Annotated in this window: 16 protein-coding genes; 6 read left to right on the forward strand and 10 right to left on the reverse strand. The window is 52.4% G+C overall.

All coding sequences use genetic code 11. The features are described from left to right. Window positions 1-4: 4 nt before the first annotated feature. The 5 genes from phnE (GO984_RS00885) to bhcR all read right to left on the reverse strand — a co-directional run bounded on the left by phnE (GO984_RS00885) (window position 5) and on the right by bhcR (window position 5,280). Entirely contained in the window at window positions 5-1,372 is a 1,368-nt protein-coding gene (gene phnE / locus GO984_RS00885) for a phosphonate ABC transporter, permease protein PhnE (RefSeq protein ID WP_157020712.1), read from the reverse strand. Continuing rightward, window positions 1,369-2,238, reverse strand: coding sequence for a phosphonate ABC transporter, permease protein PhnE (gene phnE / locus GO984_RS00890; protein ID WP_157020713.1), 870 nt, complete (start codon window positions 2,236-2,238; stop codon window positions 1,369-1,371). Before phnE (GO984_RS00890) ends, phnE (GO984_RS00885) begins: the two co-directional genes overlap by 4 nt. A gap of 113 nt (window positions 2,239-2,351) precedes the next feature. Further along, on the reverse strand, window positions 2,352-3,260 hold the full coding sequence (gene phnD, locus GO984_RS00895; protein ID WP_157020714.1) for a phosphonate ABC transporter substrate-binding protein: 909 nt from the start codon (window positions 3,258-3,260) through the stop codon (window positions 2,352-2,354). A gap of 62 nt (window positions 3,261-3,322) precedes the next feature. Beyond that, window positions 3,323-4,147, reverse strand: a complete 825-nt coding sequence (phnC, locus tag GO984_RS00900) for a phosphonate ABC transporter ATP-binding protein (protein WP_167740170.1) — start codon at window positions 4,145-4,147, stop codon at window positions 3,323-3,325. Window positions 4,148-4,464: 317 nt separating this feature from the next. Continuing rightward, a complete protein-coding gene (gene bhcR, locus GO984_RS00905; protein ID WP_167740171.1) occupies window positions 4,465-5,280 on the reverse strand; it encodes an HTH-type transcriptional regulator BhcR in 816 nt (271 codons plus the stop codon). 194 nt (window positions 5,281-5,474) lie between these two features. Between bhcR and bhcA the strand changes: the two genes are divergently transcribed. The 6 genes from bhcA to GO984_RS00935 all read left to right on the forward strand — a co-directional run bounded on the left by bhcA (window position 5,475) and on the right by GO984_RS00935 (window position 14,401). Next, on the forward strand, window positions 5,475-6,665 hold the full coding sequence (gene bhcA / locus GO984_RS00910; protein WP_167740172.1) for an L-aspartate--glyoxylate aminotransferase BhcA: 1,191 nt from the start codon (window positions 5,475-5,477) through the stop codon (window positions 6,663-6,665). A 14-nt stretch (window positions 6,666-6,679) separates the two neighbouring features. Then, the gene (gene bhcB, locus GO984_RS00915) at window positions 6,680-7,633 is read left to right on the forward strand and encodes a beta-hydroxyaspartate dehydratase BhcB (RefSeq protein ID WP_157020716.1); all 954 of its coding nucleotides are present in this window, start codon (window positions 6,680-6,682) and stop codon (window positions 7,631-7,633) included. Between the two features lie 16 nt (window positions 7,634-7,649). After that, window positions 7,650-8,813 carry a 3-hydroxy-D-aspartate aldolase BhcC gene (gene bhcC, locus GO984_RS00920; RefSeq protein WP_157020717.1) on the forward strand — a complete coding sequence of 388 codons (1,164 nt, stop codon included), beginning with the start codon at window positions 7,650-7,652 and terminating at the stop codon, window positions 8,811-8,813. Window positions 8,814-8,891: 78 nt separating this feature from the next. Then, complete coding sequence (gene bhcD / locus GO984_RS00925; RefSeq protein WP_157020718.1) at window positions 8,892-9,857, forward strand: iminosuccinate reductase BhcD; 966 nt, start codon at window positions 8,892-8,894, stop codon at window positions 9,855-9,857. A 768-nt stretch (window positions 9,858-10,625) separates the two neighbouring features. Then, complete coding sequence (locus GO984_RS00930; protein ID WP_157020719.1) at window positions 10,626-13,094, forward strand: calcium-binding protein; 2,469 nt, start codon at window positions 10,626-10,628, stop codon at window positions 13,092-13,094. 38 nt (window positions 13,095-13,132) lie between these two features. Beyond that, complete coding sequence (locus GO984_RS00935) at window positions 13,133-14,401, forward strand: Hint domain-containing protein (protein ID WP_342448047.1); 1,269 nt, start codon at window positions 13,133-13,135, stop codon at window positions 14,399-14,401. Between the two features lie 75 nt (window positions 14,402-14,476). Here GO984_RS00935 and GO984_RS00940 read toward each other — a convergent pair whose 3' ends face one another. The 5 genes from GO984_RS00940 to GO984_RS00960 form a co-directional block, all read right to left on the reverse strand. Beyond that, window positions 14,477-15,061, reverse strand: a complete 585-nt coding sequence (locus GO984_RS00940; RefSeq protein ID WP_157020720.1) for a nucleotidyltransferase family protein — start codon at window positions 15,059-15,061, stop codon at window positions 14,477-14,479. 163 nt (window positions 15,062-15,224) lie between these two features. Then, the gene (locus GO984_RS00945) at window positions 15,225-17,642 is read right to left on the reverse strand and encodes a GcvT family protein (protein ID WP_157020721.1); all 2,418 of its coding nucleotides are present in this window, start codon (window positions 17,640-17,642) and stop codon (window positions 15,225-15,227) included. Window positions 17,643-17,946: 304 nt separating this feature from the next. Next, window positions 17,947-19,257: an HlyC/CorC family transporter gene (locus tag GO984_RS00950; RefSeq protein ID WP_157020722.1), complete on the reverse strand. Its 1,311-nt coding sequence runs from the start codon at window positions 19,255-19,257 to the stop codon at window positions 17,947-17,949. 64 nt (window positions 19,258-19,321) lie between these two features. After that, on the reverse strand, window positions 19,322-20,278 hold the full coding sequence (locus GO984_RS00955) for a site-specific tyrosine recombinase XerD (RefSeq protein ID WP_157020723.1): 957 nt from the start codon (window positions 20,276-20,278) through the stop codon (window positions 19,322-19,324). A 1-nt stretch (window position 20,279) separates the two neighbouring features. Next, on the reverse strand, window positions 20,280-21,809 hold the full coding sequence (locus GO984_RS00960; protein ID WP_157020724.1) for a hypothetical protein: 1,530 nt from the start codon (window positions 21,807-21,809) through the stop codon (window positions 20,280-20,282). Between the last annotated feature and the right edge of the window lie 184 nt (window positions 21,810-21,993).

The following is a 21,993-nucleotide window of genomic DNA, read 5'->3' on the forward strand; positions in this document are numbered from 1 at the left end:
TTGGTTACGGAAGCAAAAATGCATTCTTTGCCGCGTTGGATTTTTTGATCTTGGTTTTTTTCTCTTCACCCTTAATCAATTTGCGCCGCAGCCAGCCCGAGAACCAATCCATGAACATCACCATCAGAATGATGAGAACGATGTAATAGGCGACTTCTTCCCAGTCTTTCTGGGTGATGATGGCTTGGGTCAGCAACAGACCAATGCCGCCCCCGGTGATCGCACCAATGATGGTTGCGCTGCGGGTGTTTGACTCGAGGAAGTAGAGCAACTGACTGAGCAGGACTGGGGTGATCTGCGGGATTACACCAAAGCGGTACTGCAAGAGCGGGCTGGCACCGGTTGATTGCACCCCCTCGATCTGTTTCTCATCAACATTTTCCAAAGCTTCGGAGAAGATCTTGCCAAAAGTCCCAGTATCCGTGACCAAAATGGCCAAGGCACCAGTTAATGGACCGGGGCCAAAAGCGCGGGACAAAACCACCGTCCAAATTAAGGAATCTACTCCGCGAAGGAAGTCGAAGAACCGTCGGACAACAAAGCGAACAGATGACATCCGCATGAAATTCCGGGTGGCTAGAAATGCAAGCGGTAGTGCTACAATCCCAGCTCCCAACGTTCCCAGAAAGGCCATCAACAAAGTCTCCAGAATGGCCCAGGCGACATCCTGATGGCGCCACATCTTGTTGGTCCAGAAGTCGTTGAAAATTGCACCGGCCTCACCCTGAACCGCGTGGCTCAACAGTTTAGCTGGGCCCATGCCGTGGTAAGGGCTATCGAGAGTAAAGAAGAAGAGCTCCCAGCCGGTAAAGTAGCGAAAGACTTCGGTTCGGTTTCGCGTAACGGTCAATCGACCGGCGTCGGTGGTAATCGCCAAACGGTTCTTAGACGCGTTGATCCAGTTGGGCACAGGGCCATCAGGTAAAGTGGCGTTTACTCCTGTGCGACCGGGTTTGGCTGTGACCAATCCATACCCCGGAATATCATATTCGATCACCTCGGGGCCAAACCACACATGATGACCGTTTTCCAGATCTATCGAGGTGGTTTCCCCCAACGAGACCCAAGCTGGTGCCTCGCCATCTGGATAGCGACCTTTGCGCTCGCCTTCGATCGCTACGGAAACCGAAGCATCTCGATTGTCGCGGGTGACGTGGGTTTTATAGCTGTAGCTGTCACTGACCAGGGTTCGGGCATTTTTGACGCTGACCTTGTCCCACAACCCGGAAATATCAAATGCGACGAACACATAGGCCAGGTACAATAAAACGATCACCGGGAGGCCGAAGTTGATTAGCTTCTTCTTTTGAAACAGCTGAGACGTGGCGTGTTTGCGATCGGCTAACCCGAGTTCGGTTGAAATGGTTGTCATGCTTTAGCTCCATGAGTCATACGGTCGCGAAGTTGGCCAGACAGTTGGTCGACAACAACGATGGTGATGAAAAGCAAAAGAAAAATTGCGGCGGCTTCGTCATAACGCCCCTGTCCCCAGGACATGGAATTGCGCAGCTCATAGCCAATACCGCCGGCCCCGACAAAACCCAGAATGGCAGAGGCGCGGATGTTGATTTCGAACCGCAACAAGGCGTAGCTGACGTAATTGGGACCAACTTGAGGTATAACTCCCAGATACATCCGTTGGGCCCAGCTGGCGCCAACAGATTCAAGGCCATCTACTGGTTTCAGTGAAGCATTTTCATTCACTTCAGAGAACAGTTTTCCCAATGCCCCTGCGGTATGGATGGCAATTGCGATCATTGCAGGAACAGGTCCGCCGCCCAGCAGGAAAATCAAAACCAACGCAATCACGATCTCAGGAATAGCGCGTGAAATGTCCATGATACGCCGGAATACCGGGATCAGGGCGGGCCAGGGGGCTAAACCACGCGTGGATAGCAGAGATAAAATTATACCCGCGATTGCACCGATCAAGGTCGAAGCAGCGGCAATATTCAGTGTTTCGACCAAGGCAGGAAAGAAGTGCACCAAATGCCCAGGCAGCTGTGCCGATTTTTCCAATGCCTCGCCCAGCACTTCGGCGGGATAGTCGAATACGTTGTTAAACCCGTCCCGAAATGATCCGGCGTTGCGCGCGTCGGCAGTTCGAAAGCCAGCAGCCATAAGAGCGACAAAGATCGCCAGAAGAATACCACCGTAGACCCGTTTGCGCTGGGTCAAGGCAATATAGTCGCCTCGTATTTCCGTCAGTGAGGGTGGGGATGTGTTTAGGTCCGGCATTGGAAGTCTCCCGATCGTCGTATTGGTCACACGGCCCGCCCGGTGGAGAGGCGCCTGACAAAAAACGGGGCAAGGCAATATTGGCCAAGCCCCGTTGTCTTTGGTGATAAAAATTAGTTGGACTTCAATTTCCGTGCTTCGATGATCACTTCGTATGCGTCATGACCGATTGGCATAACACCCTTAGCCTCGCCTGATAGCACACCATAGGCGCACTCAGGATCCATCGCGGGCAGTGAAGCCATCAGCGCAGTGAACTTGACCTTCACATCAGCAGGAAGATCTTTGCGAAGAACAATTGGGCCTTCTGGAATTGGGTTGGACTGCCAGATTTTCACCAGATCGTTCATGTCGACCAGACCGGCATCAACAGCGCGGCGCAGGGCACCCGAATTATAGCCATCTTCCCAGTTGCCCAGACCGTCGGCCCATGTCACACCACCGTCTACGTCACCACCATTTACAGCAACGATTGTCTGCTCGTGACCACCGGTGAACTTTACTTCGCCAAAGTAGTCGCCCGAGGTCATGGTCGCACCGGTTTCAACTGGAATTTCGATGGAAGGGATCAGGAAGCCAGAGGTCGAGTTTGGATCACCAAAGCCGAATGTTTTGCCTTTCAGATCTTCGAGCGAGGTGATGCCGCTATCTTTACGGGCAAACCCGATTGAGTAGTAGCCGTAGCCGCCATCGTTGTTGACTTTAACCAGGATCGGTTCAACAGCTTCTGGATCGCTCAGATATGTTTTGGCATAGCCAGAAGCACCCAACCAAGCCATATCCAACGTACCGCCCAACAGGCCTTGAATAACGCCATTGTAGTCAGCAGGGGCGAAGAGCTTGGTTTCAACACCCAACAGCTCTTCGGTTTTTGCACGCAGACATTCGTTGTTATTCAGACGGTCCTGGGCGTTTTCGCCACCCAGAAGACCAATACGGAATTCAGTGATTTTAGTTTCTTCAGCCATGACCGGAGCGGTCAGAGCAGTGGTCACGAGGACAGCAGCAAGAAGATTTTTCATCGTGTAGTCTCCAGTTTGGTCCCAAGAGCCCCATCGGCCTTGGGTGATGAATTTGGGTAAAGTCAAAGAGGCGTTTCAGCGGTCATCCGAACGACCGCGTTGCCTTGCTCCAGTGTTTCGATAGATGTCGAAGTGGCGGCCTCGGAAAAATCGGCGCCAGCGCCATAGATTTCGCGTGCGACACTTGTGGTCAGCTGCTCGGGCAAGCCGTCAAAAACAATCCGGCCATCGCGCATACCAACCACGCGGTCGCAATACCGGCGCGCTGTATCCAGTGTGTGTAGGTTTGCGATGATCGTGCGCCCGTCTTCTTCGTGGATGCGGCGCAGCGCCTCCATCACCGTTTGCGCGTTCATCGGATCAAGCGACGCAATGGGTTCATCAGCCAAAATTATACGCGGATCCTGCATCAGCGCCCGTGCAATAGCTACACGCTGCTGTTGTCCGCCTGATAGTGCTTCGGCACGTTTGGGGGCATGCTCTGCAATTCCCAAACGGTCAAGAATATCAATTGCGCGATGTATGTCCGTGGTTGGGTACAGATTGAACATCGCTGCAAGTGTTGAACGCTGGTTCAAAGTGCCGTGTAGCACGTTTGAAACCACATCCATACGCGGTACCAGATTGAACTGCTGGAAAATCATCGCGCATTCGGATTGCCAGGCCCGCTTCGCTTTTCCGGTAAGCGATGTGATGTCGCGCCCCTCAAAACTGATCGTGCCGGTGCTGGCATCCGACAGGCAATTTAACATCCGCAATAGCGTAGATTTACCAGCGCCGGATCGGCCGATAATGCCGATCATACAGGGTTTGTCGATATCCAGCGTCGCGGAATCTACAGCGGTCTTATCGCCGAAGTGTTTGGATAGTTTCGAAATTCTCAGCACAGTCAGCTCCCGGTTTTCCCGGTCTGGCTACTGGTCTTTTTTATAAACTATGTGTCGGATGTGCGAAGGTTTTGTAAAGGAGTGGAATATGGAATTATGATTTCCAGATTGCTTGCTGTCGGTCAACCAGGGCTTGGACAAGGGCGCAGTTTCACCTTCGGCAAAAGGTGAATGATGGGCCCTTTCTGGATGAATTAGACAACAGAAGTGGAACGAACGGACTACGGTAGATTCCCGCCGGCAATTGGATTTGGCGCGCGTAGAGGACAGGCCTGCATCGACAAACAATAGCCACCGGGCGCTCTCGCTGTTTCTGATCAGGTTTCTGACGAGCCCAGTCCACGAGAAATTTGGTTTGCAGCTTGTTTTACGGCTTTGCCGATTTCGCTGATTCTATCCGGTGTCAAACGGTGCGAAGGGCCTGATACCGAAATTCCCGCAACAGGTTCATTGTAAAAATCCAAGATTGGGGCGGCGACACAGCGCATACCCGTTGTCTTCTCTTCATCATCTACGGCAAACCCTGCTTCCAGAATTCCTAGCATGTCTTTGCGTATAGCCTCAGGTTCGCACAGAGTTTTCGAAGTAAACGCCTCGAATGTCCCTCTCCTTAAAAACCTATCCAAACGATCATCGGAGTAGCGGCTCAAAAGCGCTTTGCCGATGCCAGATGCGTGCATGGGAGAAAGCGTTCCTGGTGGGAAGAAGGCGCGGATGGTTTCATGCGTTTCAACTTGACTGAGAAACATTACAAGGCCGTCTTTTTCAATTCCTAGGTTTGCAGTTTCACCCGTTACCTCCATCAGCTGGCGCATTTCAGGGCGACTGCGGTCTACTACACTTGTTCGGCGCAAAAAGGCGGACCCGAGCCGAAAGGCCATTGGTCCAATATGCCAAGCCTGGGTTTGCGGATCACTTTCGACAATTCCGCGAGCATTTAGCGTATTGAGAACACGATAGATTGTTGCAGGAGACTGGTCGAGCCGTTCTGCAATCTCTGTCAGTGTAAGCCCAGCGCTGTCTGCCAGTGCTTCCAGCACGATCATCGCCCTATCAAGTGACTGTACCGGCGCAACTTCGGTTTTGGCGTAGAACCCTTTTGGGCGTCCCTTACGGCGAGTGGGCGTTTTCACGTTGGCTCCCTTTCAAGTGAACATCTATAAAATTATGTTATTTGAAAGAGAATTTCAGTCAATGAAAAAACGTAACATGCTGAAATTAAACATATAAGACTGCTGTAGTTCATATTGAAATATTTTTTCAAAAAAATTGGCCTAGGTTGAACTGGCGGCTACAGTTGTCTCAAACGCCACAGGAGGGCAACAACGTGAGCTTTCAAAACCCAGTTTTCATTCCGGGTCCGACCAACATGCCAGAGGTGCTTCGCAAGGCCTGTGATATGCCAACGCTGGATCACCGTTCGTCCCTATTTGGTGAGATCCTGCACCCAGCGCTCGAAGGCGTAAAACAGGTTCTCAAAAGCCAAGCGGCAGAAATTTTTGTTTTTCCTTCGACAGGAACTGGCGGCTGGGAAACGGCTCTGACAAATACGCTGTCTGCGGGTGACAAGGTTTTAGCTGCGCGCAACGGTATGTTCAGCCACCGCTGGATTGACATGTGTAATCGCCACGATCTGAACGTTGAAGTTGTTGAAACTCCTTGGGGAGCGGGCCTGCCGGTTGACCGTTATGAGGAAATACTATCAGCAGATACTGGTCATGAGATCAAAGTGGTTTTGGCCACACATAATGAAACCGCCACAGGGGTGAAGTCAGACATTGCCGCTATACGCCGCGCATTGGAATCGGCTGGGCATCCGGCGTTGCTTTATGTTGATGGGGTCTCTTCGATTGGTTCGATGGATTTCCGCATGGATGAATGGGGCGTTGATGTAGCAATCACCGGCTCTCAGAAGGGATTTATGTTGCCTGCGGGTCTGGCAATTGTTGGAATTTCGCCCAAAGCGATGGCCTTGGTTGAAACAGCAAAATTGCCGCGCACCTTTTTTGACATCCGCGATATGGCGGCTGGCTATGCCAACAATGCCTACCCCTATACACCGGCCGTCGGCCTGCTGAACGGGTTGAAGCAATCAGTTGAAATGCTACTTGATGAGGGGCTGGAGAATGTCTTTTCCCGCCATCGTCGGATTGCCAACGGGGTTCGCGCAGCGGTGGATGCTTGGGGATTGCAGCTTTGTGCTCATGCCCCTGAACTGTATTCGGACACGGTGAGTGCGATCCGAACGCCAGAAGGGTTTGATGCCACACGTATCGTTACCCACGCTGCTGATATTTATGGGGTCGCCTTCGGCGTTGGTCTTGGAGAGGTTGCGGGCAAGGTGTTTCGCATTGGCCATCTTGGTTCGCTAACCGATGTGATGACACTTTCTGGAATCGCCACCGCTGAGATGTGTATGGCAGATTTGGGACTGGATATCACATTGGGGGCCGGTGTGGCGGCTGCACAGGAATCCTATCGTGCCACCACGCGCCAGCCCGCCCTCGCGGCTGCATAAGTAAGGACGCACCTATGTTGATCCCAACCTATGACGACATGCTAGCAGCAAGGGCGCGTATAAAACCCTATGTGCATCACACGCCGGTTTTGACGTCCAGCTTTCTGAACGAGTTGACCGGAGCAGAGCTGTTCTTCAAGTGCGAGAATTTTCAAAAAGCGGCTGCCTTTAAGGTGCGCGGGGCGTCAAATGCGGTGTTTGGCCTAAATGACGAACAGGCAAAACGGGGTGTTGCCACCCATTCGAGCGGCAATCACGCATTGAGTTTAAGCTATGCGGCGGGGAGGCGTGGCATTCCCTGCCATGTGGTGATGCCACATAGTGCACCGCAGGCTAAAAAGGATGCGGTGATTGGCTATGGTGGCAAAATCACTGAATGTGAGCCCTCGACCAGCAGTCGCGAGGCGGTGTTTGCGGAGGTACAGGAACGTACTGGCGCGGACTTTGTGCATCCCTATAACGATCCACGCGTGATTGCAGGGCAGGGGACCTGTTCGTTTGAATTGGTAGAACAGGTAGATGGGCTTAATGCTGTTGTTGCCCCAATTGGCGGCGGCGGCATGATCTCTGGAACCTGTCTAACCCTGTCACATAAAGCACCGGATGTGGCGGTGATTGCAGCTGAACCCGAGCAAGCTGATGATGCGTATCGTAGTTTCAAGGCTGGACAAATCATCGCTGATGATGCGCCCGTGACTGTGGCTGACGGGCTGAAAGTGCCCCTAAAGGACCTGACATGGCATTTTGTCTCCAACCACGTCAGCGACATTCTGACTGCGGGCGAACAAGAAATCATTGATGCGATGCGGTTGATCTGGGCGCGGATGAAAATTGTGGTTGAGCCCTCCAGTGCTGTACCGCTGGCAACCATTTTGAAGAACAAGGACCGCTTTGCAGGCAAACGTCTGGGCGTCATTATCACAGGCGGCAATGTCGATTTAGACAAGCTGCCCTGGATGAACAGCTGATCTGGGAGATTCACAAATGAACATACAAACAAACATCAATGACCTCGTTGTCGGCTATGACGTACCAGCGCTGCCGGGAATGGATGAAGCAGATATCCAGACGCCCTGTCTGGTTCTGGATTTGGATGCGTTGGAGCGTAATATTAAGAAGATGGGTGATTATGCTGCTGCACATGGCATGCGACACCGGGTGCATGGCAAGATGCACAAATCTGTGGATGTGGCTAAGCTTCAGGAGCAATTGGGGGGTGCTGTTGGTGTCTGCTGTCAAAAGGTTTCCGAGGCGGAAGTCTTTGTTCGCGGTGGGATCAAAGATGTCTTGGTCTCCAACCAGGTTCGCGATCCGTTGAAAATAGACCGTTTGGCACAGCTGCCTAAACTGGGCTCTCGGATTCTTGTCTGTGTTGATGATTTGGCCAATGTCGACGGGTTGTCAGCGGCTGTTCAAAAACATGGAACCAAATTGGATTGCTTGATCGAGATCGACTGTGGTGCAGGTCGCTGTGGCGTAAATTCGACCAAAGATGTTGTTGTCATTGCCAAGGCTATTCAAGCCGCTGAGGGGCTGAATTTCACTGGTATTCAGGCTTACCAGGGGGCAATGCAGCATATGGACAGCTATGATGATCGCAAAGCAAAACTAGATATTGCAATCGATTTGGTCGAAGACGCCGTTGCTGGGTTGAAAGCTGAAGGGATAACCTGCGAACTGGTTTCTGGTGGCGGGACCGGGTCTTACTATTTCGAGAGCAACTCCGGCGTGTATAATGAACTCCAGTGTGGCTCTTATGCCTTTATGGATGCTGATTATGGGCGGATCCTTGATCGAAATGGTACGCGCATTGACCAGGGCGAGTGGGAGAACGCCCTGTTTATCCTGACCTCGGTGATGTCACATACCAAAGCAGACAAGGCGATTTGTGATGCGGGCCTTAAAGCGCAGTCAATGGACTCGGGGCTGCCGTTTATCTACGGCCGTGACGACGTAGAGTACCTTAAATGCTCTGATGAGCATGGTGTAATCGGTGATCCTGATGGCGTTTTGAAAGTGAACGACAAATTGCGTCTGGTCCCAGGTCACTGCGATCCAACCTGCAACGTGCACGATTGGTACGTTGGTGTGCGCGATGGCAAGGTTGAAACTCTTTGGCCAGTATCCGCACGCGGTAAAGCTTACTAACACCTCCCCGGAAGGTTAGCGGGGCTGGCTAGGCGTTTACGGCTGTTGGCCCCAATTTTCTGATCAAAGGATACATCTATGATAATCGTTCCTGAACGAGAAATTGCCGGGCTTATAACCCGTGAAGACAGTTTCGACGCGGTTGAAAAGGTTTTTGCGTCGATGGCCAATGACGCGGCTTACAATTTCCCTGTGATCCGTGAGTCGATTGGCCATGCAGATGCGCTATATGGATTTAAATCGGGCTTTGACCGCGCAGGTTTGAATTTGGGCTTAAAATCGGGTGGGTATTGGCCCGGCAATGCCGACAAAGGTCTTACAAACCACCAGTCGACGGTCTTTTTGTTTGATGCAGATACCGGACAATGTCGCGCAGTAGTCGGGGGTAACGTCTTGACCGCCTTGCGTACTGCGGCTGCCAGCGCTGTATCGATTAAGCACCTTGCGCCAAAAAACTCAAAGGTATTGGGCATGATTGGAGCCGGGCACCAGTCAGCGTTTCAAGTACGTGCAGCTGTGGAGCAACGAGAGTTTGAAAAGATCATTGGTTGGAATCTACATCCAGAATATCTGGTCAATCTGGAAGCCGTCGCACGAGAGGTCGGCCTGCCGTTTGAAGTGGTTGAACTGGACCGACTGGGTGACGAGTCGGATGTAATCATCACAATCACTTCGTCCTTTGACCCCATTCTAATGGATTCGCAGGTCACTGGCGGCACCCATATTGCCTGCATGGGAACGGACACAATAGGCAAACAAGAAGTCGATGCGGCTTTGGTTGCGCGGGCGACAGTCTTTACGGATGAGATTGCACAATCCATTTCACTAGGTGAGTGCCAGCACGCCGTTGCCAATGGTCGTATGCTAGAAACGGAAATCACTCAAATAGGGTCGGTCATCAACGGTAAACATGTAGGTCGAAGTACAGATGAAGAAGTGACGCTATTCGATGGCACAGGAGTGGGTTTGCAAGATCTTGCGGTAGCAGCGGCAGTTGTCGATCTGGCGGTGGCAAAAGGCGTCGCTTTAGACGTGGATTTCTAGCCAATATCCCCTTGGACAAACAAGGCCTCCATTCGCGTGGGGGCCTTTTTACGTTTTGGAACACATGCGGTTGGTAAGTGGGATGTTGTTTGAAAAGCCGCTTCGATTCGAGTTGAAATAGAGGATCTACGCTACATATCTATCTACAATTAGCCGCGTTCAGGGGGATTGGTTCCAAAAACAGCCAGTGGAGCGCGAAATTGAGGGGTGATGGATCTGACTGAATTTTCGTTGAAGTGCCTTTATGATTGTATCTCTTATGGAAACAATTTTCGGTCTCAATAGTGAAATTTATGCTGGAAAGGGGTATTTTTCGGTGTTGATGGCAAGTTCGGCAAAGTGTTCTTGTATAGGTAGGAAACAATTCACCTTGAGTTTGGTTGAATTTAGCGTGCTAATTTCAGGTGTTCGGGCTGTCGACTGCAAAATACGTCAATTTTTTTCATTGTTGGGTTGCTGGCATGGGGTATTGATAGAGCAGCCCATTTTGGGGGGAGAAGTCTGCTGGTCGTGGGGGCGACTGCACTTTTTGCATCAGGACGATGCCTGAGAACTGTTTGGTTACAGAGTGGCTGCCGCTGCATGGTTACCAAAAATAGACGCACTGGTGCTAACAAGCACTCGTGTTGCCGGGTTTGAAATACTTGGCGTTCTCACTTTGTCCTAATTGCAAGTGCTAGTTTCCGATCGCGCCATGCTTTTCTGATGGAATGGAATTTTTCCGCAGTTCGCGGTGTGGTGCGTGGGTGTGCCGAAAAGGAGAGTGTGATGGCGAATAACTTTGACAACCCGTTTTCGGCCAATGTCGTTGGTTTGTGGGATTTCCGCGACGGATATGAGAACGATGATAGTGGTCTGGGTGATGGGATTGCCCAGGATGGTACGCCGGCAAATGGACCAGGTTTCGCTGGTGGCTGGATGCTTGGAAACGGCGATGACTCTCGCATGGACGTTGATGACGGCGATGACGCTGCATTCGACCTGAGCGAAGGAACGATTATTACAACGTTCCGGCCCTATGAACTTCCTACTGGTGATCCTCAAACAGTTATGAGCCGTGGGCTCGCTGGTGCCGAAGATCAGGATCCGGACACTGATTTTATGGAAGTCCGGGTTACCAGTGACGGTTCAGTTGTAGTTTATCACGTTGATGGCGCAAACTCGGCGTTGTTGACGACCGACCCAAGTTTCTTTTCCAGCGGCGATATCATTAAAGTCTCCTACGCTTGGAGCGCGGATGGCGTGGTCATGAGCGTTGAAAACACCACTCAAGGCACCTCCACCGTAGTAGGTAGTGATGTAAACAATCTAACACTCGATCTGACTGCTGATGATGAACAGAGCTTTGCCATTGGTGGTCGTGAGACTGTTGAAGGTGAATTTGACCAGAACTTCAACGGTGCCATCGACTATTTGGCCGTTTTGGATGAGGACGTGGTTACACCTGAAAATGGCCTGGACGGTATCGTCGAAGGCAGCGAGGGTGATGACCTTATCGACGTGGCCTATACGGGCGATCCAGAAGGCGACATGATCGACAACGACGATGCGATCAATCCGGCTGATGGGCCGAATGATGATCTGGTAAATGCGGGTGCTGGCGATGACACGGTCGAGGCTGGTGCTGGCGATGACACTATCCACGGCGGATCCGGCTCTGACGTGTTGAACGGCGGAGAAGGCAATGATGTCATCGAAGCTGATACCGATGCTCCGGGTGTACAGCCAAGCAGCCGTCAAGTGTTTGAATGGGATCGCGCACCTGATCCAGATGATGGTGGTGAAGTTGACGATGAAGATGACTTGAGCGGTGGGTTCAGTCAAGACACTGGCTCGGTAACCGTCGATTTCTCAGTTTTAAACGAGGACCCGGGGGTAGAGACCGAGTTTACGGATACCACCCAATTTGTCGGTAATGTTGACGACGACGGCAACCCGGTAGAAGACAGTAGTGGTTTGTCTTCTTTGACCAACGGCGATGGCAATGGCGCAGGCTATCAACTGGATTTCTCTGCTCCAGTAGAAAATGTTTCGTTCCGGATCAATGACATCGACGGCGACGGCGTCGTTCAGGTTACTGCTTTTGATGCAAGCGGCGATCCCGTTGTCGTGAATCTGGCAGGCGGCCCGGCCGTAACACTGTCCGATACGGATGGCGTTGCTGGAAATGACACCGCCACAGCAAATGGCGGATACGCCAGCGCCGATAACGCCGATATTTCAGTCTTGGTAACGATTCCTGGTCCGATTTCGCGATTGGTCATTGACCATGAACAGGTTGGCCACGGGAATTCCGGCACGTTGATCTCGGATGTTTATTTCGATGCAACCAGTGAGGCGCCCGAGATCGTTCCCGGTGATGATACAATCGATGGGGGCGATGGCGATGACATCATTATTGCTGGCGATGGCAATGACGACGTTACCGGTGGCGAAGGCTCCGACAATGTTGATGGTGGTGATGGAGATGACGTCATCGATACGTCAGGTGGTGGCGCAATTCCGTTGCCTGATCGCGGCTTCCCTGGTTACGTCAGCTCTTCGGTAACTATTCCGCCGATCCCAGCTGATAGTGATACCACTGACGATATGGACACCGTGGACGGTGGTGCGGGTAATGACACCATCACGACTGGCGACGATGCAGATTACATCACTGGCGGTACGGGTGATGACAGCATCGACGGTGGCATTGACGACGATACGATTTCCGGTGGAGCAGATAACGACTATATCGTTGGCGGCGAAGGCGCTGACAGTATCCAAGGGGATGCCGGGAATGACACCATTTATGGTGGCCTCGACCCTGCTTATCCAGATGTTCTGAACATCCTTGACGATGGCTCGGGCGGAGATCCCGTTGATCCAGATCAGACCAACGGTATGGATGTGATCGACGGCGGTGAAGGTAATGATCTGATCTACGGTCAGGATGATGATGACACACTTAGCGGTGGCGCAGGCGACGACACCCTGTTTGGCGGCATTGACGAAGATGAATTATCTGGTGGTACCGGCGATGACGTTTTGCTGGGTGGTCAGGGTGCCGACCTAGTGATGGGTGGCGACGATGCGGACATCATTGGTGTTGGTATCGGTGACACAATTGTTGGTGGCGAAGGCGGCGATGACAATGACGCCGCAATTGCAACCGGCTTGGCAACGGTGAACTATGATGGCGGCGATCCGTCCTCTGAATCCGGAACCATTACATTACTTACTACAACGACGATCTGACAGAAGCCGGTACTGCTGAGTTCTCTGAAATTGAGAATGTGTATGTTGTCGGAACTGCAAGTACCAATGCGGTGCTGGAAGATCCGTCTTCAGGTCCGGGCGCGCTAAGCATAGATGGCGTTGTTGAAGGTACCACAGGCGATGATCTGATCGACCTTGATTATCTGGGTGATCCCGAAGGTGACCGTGTCGATTTTGACGATGCAGTCCCACCGCTGGTAGGTTCGCAAGATGTCATAGTAGCCGGTGCCGGGAACGACACTGTTGAGGGCCATTTCGGTACGGATGTCATTTTTGGTGGCGCCGATGACGATGATCTCTATGGCATGCAGGGCAACGATGCCATTGACGGTGGTACCGGAGACGATTGGTTGGATGGTGGCGCTGGTCGCGACATTCTGGCCGGTGGGGACGGTAATGATACCATCTCAGGTAGCAGTGATGACGCCGAAGATGGCGGCGACCTTATGTTTGGTCAGGATGGCGACGACAGTTTTGTCAATATTGGCCAAGGGGAAGTCATCTATGGTGGTGAAGACGATGACGGTCTGGACGTAGATGTTCTGGACCTGACCGGAGCCGCAGAAGCAGTGAATCCGGGCGGCTCACTCACAGTTACCTACGATGTGGGTGATCCTGAAAGTGGTGTTGTTACATTCTTCAACTCTGATGGTGATGAAACTGGGACAACTGAGTTCCATGAAATCGAAACCGTGGTTCTTCCTTGTTTCACCCCGGGAACTTTGATTGCGACACCCAAGGGTGAGCGCAAAGTTGAAGATCTGAAAGCGGGTGACCGGGTGATTACACGCGACAACGGCATTCAGGAAATCCGTTGGTTGGGTCGACGGGATTTGTCGAGCGACGAGCTTTCTGGTGGGGCACATCTTCAGCCTGTATTGATCCGTCAGGGCGCCTTGGGCAACGGTCTGCCAGAACGTGATATGATGGTCAGCCCAAACCACCGTGTTCTGGTCGCGAACAACAAAACTGCACTCTACTTTGAAGACCGCGAGGTTTTGGTTGCTGCCAAACACCTGACAGGTTTGGCTGGTGTGGATGCCGTTGAAACGTCGGAAGTGTCATATATCCACTTCATGTTCGATCAGCATGAAGTTGTGTTGTCGGATGGCGCTTGGACCGAAAGCTTCCAGCCTGGTGATCTGACCCTGCGTGGGTTGGACAAGTCCCAGCGCGATGAATTGCTTGAACTGTTCCCTGAGCTGAAGACGCAAAAAGGCAAAGCGGCCTACCCAGCTGCGCGCCGGTCACTGAAAAAGCACGAGGCGCGCCTGTTGGTGCACTGATCACTGTGTTGATATAGAAATGAAAAGGCAGGGCTGTTTTGGCCCTGCCTTTTTCATTTGAGAGACATCTGAGAACTAGTTCTTGTTGGCGCGCCAGATTGCCCAGGCTTCGGGGGTGTCAAGATCCGTAACTGCGCGCATTCCGGGTAAGGTCACCAGTTTTACAGGTTGGTTTTTTAGGACCGCGCGGGCACCAGAGTCGCCGCTGAGCGTTAGCAATTCTTCAAAATAGCTGCGAGGGAAGAGGACCGGATGACCGGGGGTGCCATCAATGGTACAGGCGCGCAGAATTTGTGGATCATCGCTACTGTACTGTTTTGCCATGTGTAAAAGGTCTTGAGTTTCAATTTCGGGCATATCTGCGGGCTGGATCAACACTGCCTCGATCGTCGCCGGAAGAGCGGCGACACCTGAACGTATTGAGACCCCCATACCCTCGGCAGCGTCGGGAACTACAATTGGTGTGGCGCTGCCAACATATGCGGCGCGTGGATGGCTGTATGATGGGATAGTCACAAAACTGGACAACCCTGTTTGCACTGCGCGATGGCTCATCAAGCCCAACAACGGTTGCCCGTTCACCTTCTCCATTAACTTGTCACGAGGGGCCATTCGGCTGGAGGATCCCGCGGCCAGCAATAGGATGGCAAGTTGGCTCATGATTTGTCTCCAGTAAGGGCAGGGCGCAGAGATTGGATTACCCCGGCATAGGCATCTAGGGCAACCAATTGCCTTTGAGCCAGAGCTTATCGGAATTTGGAGGTGTGAATCGAGTAAGCGCCTTTTCTGGAACATAAGCACTTACTCATTTTTGTCTTCAGTACTAACCTCGCATTCGCGACCCATCTGCATCGAACAGTGGGGCGGAGATCAATACCGCAGGATGCATTTTCCCGAGAATTTCAATTTCAACCTTCAGCCCTTCGACTACGTTCCCAACCGGAACAAAACCAAGCGCGATCGATTTTTCTGCGTGATGTGAATATCCGCCAGACGTACAGAACCCAACAACCTTGCCGTCCAGCCAGATCGGTTCATAAGCCACAACGTCAGCATTATCCACACTAACTTCAAACGCGCAAAGCTTACGAGCAGGGCCCGCATCTCGCTCGGCCTCAGCCGCCGCGCGGCCGATGAATGGAGTGTCTTTTTTGAACGAAATAAAACGGTCTAATCCAGTCTCAGCAGCTGTGTAGTCTGGTGAGTACTCTCGGAGCCAAGAGCCAAAAAACTTGTCCAAACGAAGGCTCATCATCGCCCGCATGCCAAAGGGTTTCATTCCCAGTGGTTGTCCTTCCCTCCACAACACCGACCAAAGCGCGCGCAGGCTGGGTAGGTCGCAGAATATTTCATATCCCAAGTCCCCGGTGTAACTGACACGTTGTACGATACAGTCCGCCATGCCGACGCTAAGCTGGCGCACATCCATAAATTTCATATCCGAGATGTCCTGACGGGTGCAGGCCTGTAAGACGTCGCGCGCGTTTGGACCTGCAATTTGAAATCCGCTGCGGGTATCCGATATATTTTCGATGTTCACCCCGTCATCAAGGTTCTTCAAGAACCAGCGCCAGTGATAGGCCTGAGATCCGTAAGACGCTGTCAGTTGGAATTCTTCCTCATTCAGGCAAGAGATCGTGAAATCGCCTATCAACCGACCTCTGGCTGAGAGCATAGGCGTCAGAGACAGGCGGCCAACTTTGGGCACCCGACCAGCCATGATCCGATCAAGCCACGTCCGGGCATTTGCGCCAGTTACGCGATATTTTCCAAAATTGTGCAGTTCGTTAATACCTACTGCATTTCGGACAGCTGCAACTTCACGGGCGGCGGCGTCAAATGCATTAGAGCGACGGAAGCTGGGCGTCTCGTAGCGTGGTTCGTCTCCAGCTGCGAAATAGTTGGCGACCTCAAGCCCATACTGTGCCCCCCAAACGGCCCCCATGCCTTCAAAGATGTCGTACATAGGTGTGGTGCGAAATGGACGCGCCGCTGGCAGTTCTTCGTTTGGATAAGACACGGAGAAGCGTGTCTGGTAGTTTTCAATCACCTTGGGACGGGTATAGCCGGGGGTAATCCAGTCACCAAAACGTGCACAGTCCATCGCAAATGTGTCACGTTCCGTTTCGCCTTCGACCATCCATTGCGCCAGCATCAGACCAACACCACCGCCTTGGCTAAAGCCGGCCATTACAGCGCAGGCGGACCAATAGTTTCGCATTCCGGGAACAGGGCCAACCAATGGGTTTCCGTCAGGTGCAAAAGTGAAAGGGCCGTGGATCACAGATTTTACCCCAGCCGTTTCCAGCGCAGGAAACCGTTTGTAAGCAAAGGCAATTGAGTCTTCAATCTTATCAAAATCATCCTGCAGTAGTTCATGCCCGAAATCCCAAGGTGTGCCATCCACAGCCCAGGGTTTACAGGGTTGTTCATAAAACCCGATACACAGACCACGCCCCTCTTGTCGTAGGTAACTTTCTCCGGCCGGGTCCATCACATGTGGATGTTCGCCTCCAGCGTCGATGATATCTGCAATCATTGGCACCTCGTCGGTGACGATGTACTGGTGCTCCATTGGGTGAAGAGGGAAATAGACCCCGGCCATTGCGCCAACTTCACGCGCCCAAAGCCCACCTGCGTTGACCACGTGTTCGGCGTGAATTGTCCCTTTGTCAGTGACCACATCCCAAGTCCCATCTGCACGTTGGTTGGTCTCGATCACTTTGCAATGCGTTTCGATTGTTGCTCCGCCGAGGCGTGCAGCTTTGGCATAGGCATGGGTGGTGCCCGAAGGGTCTAGGTGGCCATCCAATGGATCGTAGAGGCCACCAAGAATGCCATCTGTGTTTGTGACTGGTGCGAACTTCTTAATCTCTTCGGGGGTGACAATTTCAGTTTCCAACCCCATGAACCGATGTTTGGCACGTTCTGCCTTGAGCATGTCAAAGCGTTCCTGATTGTCTGCTAGTGTGATGCCGCCCACATGATGTAAACCACAGGACATGCCGGTGATCTCCTCCAGCTCGCGGTATAGTTTGATCGTATACCCCTGCAGCGCCGCCATGTTGGTGTCACCGTTCAATGTGTGAAAACCACCAGCTGCATGCCATGTTGATCCGGAGGTCAGCTCCGACCGTTCAAGCAGCACGACATCTGACCAGCCCAGTTTTGTCAGGTGGTAAAGAACCGAACAGCCGACAACTCCACCGCCAATGACGGCCACTCGCGTGGTGGTTTTCATCCCTAATCTCCCAAAATATCTCCTTTGGATATTCTGGACATATGTGAACAGTAATCCAATCAAAAAACGACCACCCATGTCGCCAAAGGATCTAAAGCGAAAACTGTAGTTCGGTCAGGAGTGTGAAAAGGTATGTGTGGATCAGGAGCAACATTACTTGTAGGGCAGCCATCGAAGTTGGGAAGGCTACCAATTTGTATTGATGATAGCCTTCTTAGCGCGAACCATAACAGGTGGCGCAAGTGGCCAGCACAGCTAATGCACTCAATTTACGAGCAGCTTCTCGAAGTAGGTCGGGCCCCTGTCACAACAGGGGACGAATTTTAATTCCAGTAACCCTATTTCCGGCCCGGTCGGTCACTTCGAAACGAAACCCATGAAACGAAAAGACCTGACCTATGGTGGGAATCATCTGCGCCTCGTGAATGACCAGACCCGCTACGGTGTTCGCTTCGTCGTCCGGGAGAGTCCATTCGGTTGCGCGGTTCAGGTCCCGGATAGTCATGGCACCATCTACCAGAAAATTGCCATCTGCAGTTTTCTCAACAGGCGTTTCGGTTGCCGTGTCAAATTCGTCGGTGATCTCACCAACGATTTCTTCCAATATGTCCTCTAGGGTTATTAACCCCTGCAACGATCCGTATTCATCTACGACCAACGCAAAATGCGCTCTTTGTCGTAGGAACTGGCGCATTTGGTCGTCTAGCGTCGTTGTTTCAGGAATAAAGTAAGGAGGCTTGGCGACACCAGAAATCTGAAAATCGCGAAGGGCAGCTGCGTCCCCTTCCGGGCCGCCAATCTTGGTGTACATCTCGCGCAATAGGTCTTTGGCGTGGACAACTCCAATAATGTTTTCAGGCTCGTCCCGGAATAACGGCAAACGTGTATAGGGGGAATTAAGGCATTGTTCCAATATTGCATGGGGGTCATTTGCCGCATCGATCATTTCGATCTTGGAGCGGTGTAACATGATTTCGTCCACCGCCCGTTCAGATAGGTCTAATGCGCCCAGAATTCGGTCACGGTCTTCCTTTTCGACAACACCTTCAGAGTGACCAAGTTGCAAAGCTCCTGCGATCTCTTCCCGAACCGCAAGAACGTTGCTGTTGGGGTCAATTTTGACTCCAAAAAGCTGAAGGACACCACGAACAAGCAACCTTACTGCACTGACAAATGGCGCCAGCACTGTAACCAACACAGCTATTATTGGTGCAACCCGCGCTGCTGCCTTTTCTGCGTTTGATATAGCATAGGTTTTGGGCAGGACTTCGGCAAACACCAGCACCAGCAATGTCATCACCAAAGTGGCCACTGCGACACCGCTTTCACCAAATGCACGGGTGAACATGGCGGTCGCCAGGGAGGCTGCCAAAATGTTGACGAGGTTATTGCCCAGTAGCACTGAACCGATCAAACGCTCAGTGTCGTCGGTAACATTCAGCGCTCTTTGTGCCCCACGGGACCCTTTGTCTGCCTGCGATCGTAACTTACCCCGTGAAGCCGCCGTCAAAGCGGTTTCGGAGCCCGAGAAGAAGGCAGAAAGAACCAACAGCAAAAGAATGATGCTAGCGCTAATCCAGAAAGCGCTGTCCAGAACGGTCGATGGGGTGTCCATGTAAGATCCAAGTTTATTCGATACAGGATAAGGTTATGGTGGGCGGTAAGAGAGTATTCAAGCGCTATGGATCTGTATCATCGTCTTCGTTTTGCGCTAGTGGGTGATGTTGAAGCACCAGCTCGCTAAGCCGGGCATCTAACACGTGGGTGTAAATTTCGGTTGTCGCAATATCAGAATGCCCCAACAAGGTCTGAATCGCTCTCAAATCAGCGCCATTGGCCAGTAGGTGAGTGGCAAAGGCATGGCGCAGCGTATGTGGTGTAACCTTTTCTGGAGCGATGCCTCCAGTCACGGCCAGTTCCTTGATCAGCTGGTAGAACCAGTGTCGGGTGAAGTGGCCAGCCTTGCCCCGTGATGGGAACAAAAAGGGAGAGCTGGCTTGTCCTAAAGTTGTCCGTTCATCATTTGTGTCATCCCGTTCAACCAACCAAGCGGCCAGTGCTTCACGAGCAGGGGGAGATAACGGTACCATGCGCTCTTTTCCACCTTTGCCGCTGATCAACAGCATACGTGGATCACCGCGCGCGGCTGAGACGGGCAAGGAGACAAGTTCGGTTACCCGCATACCTGTGGCGTAGAGAAGTTCCATCAGGCAAGTGTTGCGCAATCTGTCTGCTGGGGTGCGGCCGGTTTGGCGCGCCGCATTTAAGAGCCGGTCTACTTCGAGCACTTCCAGCGTTTTTGGCAGACGTTTTTCCCGGCCAGGACCGCGGATCTGAACTGCGGGATTATCACTGCGCCAGCCCTCTTCAAATGCAAACCGATAGATTTGTTTGACCGCCGACAACCGCCGGGCGCGGGTAGATTTTGCTAACCCTTGTGCATCGCAGTCAATTAAATAGGCCTCGATGTCTTCACGTGTGGTTGTTGCAACATCAACGTTCGTGCGGTCCATCCATGCGGCAAAATCTTTGAGATCCCGACCGTAGGCTAACAGTGTATTGCGTGACGCCCCCAGTTCGGCTGCCTGAGCATCCAGAAAAGTGGATATCCATTGATAAACATCTCGTGGAGCCATTTTAGCCTCGATCCAACAGCATCAACTGTAAGGCGGCGCGCCGTGCGGTGTCTTCCAGCCCGATGGCCCTAAAGGTGGTAAGGGCTGCGCTTAGATCTGACAGATTTCCAGCTGCGCCTTGTTCAAACAAAAACATACTGTTCAAAATGGCTTCGCCCAACTGGCCGCTTTCCAACAAACGTTGCAGGTCGTCAGGTGGAGAAGCTTCTTCGGAAAATCCGTCTTCAATGGCCTGTTCTAGCGCAGAAGTGGCAGCAACACGATTTGGCGTTCCCTTTGCCAAGGCAGAAAGAAACCTATTTTTGCGGCTGTCTTGTGGCAGAGTCAAAGCTGCCGTCTCATATGACGGTGATAGCAATCGAACGCGCCAAGCCAAGTCGGCGACGTCACCGCTAAGTTGGACCTTGGAAAGTTGCTCTGAGAACAGATCAGCAAAGGCAACTTCGATGCGGGCTTCTGACATCGCTTGCCAGACGCCGGGCAAGGTTTTTGCCACGGCATCTGGGCTGGTTGTATTTAAAGCTGTTTCAAAACGCTGTAAGGCAGCAACCCGGTCCCAAATACCACCGGATGCGGCAGGTAGTCGATCCGTGTAGAGTCCCAACAGTTGATTCGGATTCAACGCGCTGATGCGTGTAAGTCGTTCTGCGGCCTCTAATTGAGCCTTCCAACCTGCAACATCTCGTAGATCTGCAGCCGAAAAAGCGCGAGGTAAGGGCGCAGTGGGCAGTCGCTCACCTATGGTTTCAAACAGGCGGAATGTAAGAGGATCTGGATGTTGCGGACGAGGTAGGGGCGGGGCCAGTTCAAAAACGTCTGGGCTCAAAAAGCGATCTAATAAGTCCATTTTGGCTTTGGGCAGCAAATCTAGCGCATGAACGGCCTCTAGCGTAAGCGCTGCAGTTTGCCAGTCACCGCGGCGCGCAGCACAGAAAATACGAGCTTCATACTTTGGCGACAAATAGGGCTTTGCAGTTAGGGCTGCGCAGGCGCGATCCTCGTCGCCAGTCAGCAGAGTAGCATCAAACCAGCGCTGAAAACGGGCGATGCTTTGGGCTGGACCTGCTTGTTCGGCAAGTGCCTGGGCTGGGTCGGTTGCTCCCAATTGCATCAGCCGGTCGAGCCGTGCCAGCAAGAGCTGATCCCCAGTCCCACTGGGGGGGCGGGTTTCTGACAACAGCAACGTAAACAAGAGCGATTGCATTGCCGGGTTGTCTTGCACAGAAATTTGGCTAATCAGTCGGGAGAGGGTGCTGGGTCTGCTTCCACGCCATAGATCAACCGGCAACCCTGTTGCGGAGGGTGACACCAGTCCGATAGGTGTCACCAGTGCTTCCAGCGGGGTCACAATGATCTGTGGCTGCAAGGCTGAACCGGTGACCGGAGGCTCCAGCAACACTGTACCCGGCAGATTGTTGGTTGTCGTGGTCTGCTGCAGCCAACCGATAGCCGACAGTGGATCAGCAACAACCGCACCGGTGGCAAGGCAAAACACTGCAGCCAGTGGCAGGAGGGCCTGCTTAATTGGCATCCAAAATCACCGGTTTTCGTACTTCTGCAGTGGGCGCACTAAAATCTGCCCCAAACCAAGGCCCAACATATGCATAGGCAATTAGCCCAATTCCGCATAAAATAATTATAATAAACAGGTACTTGAGTATTCGACCCATAGCAATCTCTCTGCCCCTCTTCTTGGTGTTTTGCTCAAGTTATAT

This window comes from Parasedimentitalea huanghaiensis, assembly GCF_009753675.1.
Taxonomy (GTDB): domain Bacteria; phylum Pseudomonadota; class Alphaproteobacteria; order Rhodobacterales; family Rhodobacteraceae; genus Parasedimentitalea; species Parasedimentitalea huanghaiensis.

Bases quoted from the DNA above. Each gene is read 5' to 3' on its own strand.
- GO984_RS00960 (WP_157020724.1), bottom strand. From the start codon at position 21,809: ATGCCAATTAAGCAGGCCCTCCTGCCACTGGCTGCAGTGTTTTGCCTT.
- GO984_RS00930 (WP_157020719.1), top strand. From the start codon at position 10,626: ATGGCGAATAACTTTGACAACCCGTTTTCGGCCAATGTCGTTGGTTTG.
- phnD (WP_157020714.1), bottom strand. From the start codon at position 3,260: ATGAAAAATCTTCTTGCTGCTGTCCTCGTGACCACTGCTCTGACCGCT.
- GO984_RS00955 (WP_157020723.1), bottom strand. From the start codon at position 20,278: ATGGCTCCACGAGATGTTTATCAATGGATATCCACTTTTCTGGATGCT.
- bhcB (WP_157020716.1), top strand. From the start codon at position 6,680: ATGTTGATCCCAACCTATGACGACATGCTAGCAGCAAGGGCGCGTATA.
- GO984_RS00940 (WP_157020720.1), bottom strand. From the start codon at position 15,061: ATGAGCCAACTTGCCATCCTATTGCTGGCCGCGGGATCCTCCAGCCGA.
- bhcC (WP_157020717.1), top strand. From the start codon at position 7,650: ATGAACATACAAACAAACATCAATGACCTCGTTGTCGGCTATGACGTA.
- GO984_RS00945 (WP_157020721.1), bottom strand. From the start codon at position 17,642: ATGAAAACCACCACGCGAGTGGCCGTCATTGGCGGTGGAGTTGTCGGC.
- GO984_RS00950 (WP_157020722.1), bottom strand. From the start codon at position 19,257: ATGGACACCCCATCGACCGTTCTGGACAGCGCTTTCTGGATTAGCGCT.
- phnE (WP_157020712.1), bottom strand. From the start codon at position 1,372: ATGACAACCATTTCAACCGAACTCGGGTTAGCCGATCGCAAACACGCC.
- phnE (WP_157020713.1), bottom strand. From the start codon at position 2,238: ATGCCGGACCTAAACACATCCCCACCCTCACTGACGGAAATACGAGGC.
- bhcD (WP_157020718.1), top strand. From the start codon at position 8,892: ATGATAATCGTTCCTGAACGAGAAATTGCCGGGCTTATAACCCGTGAA.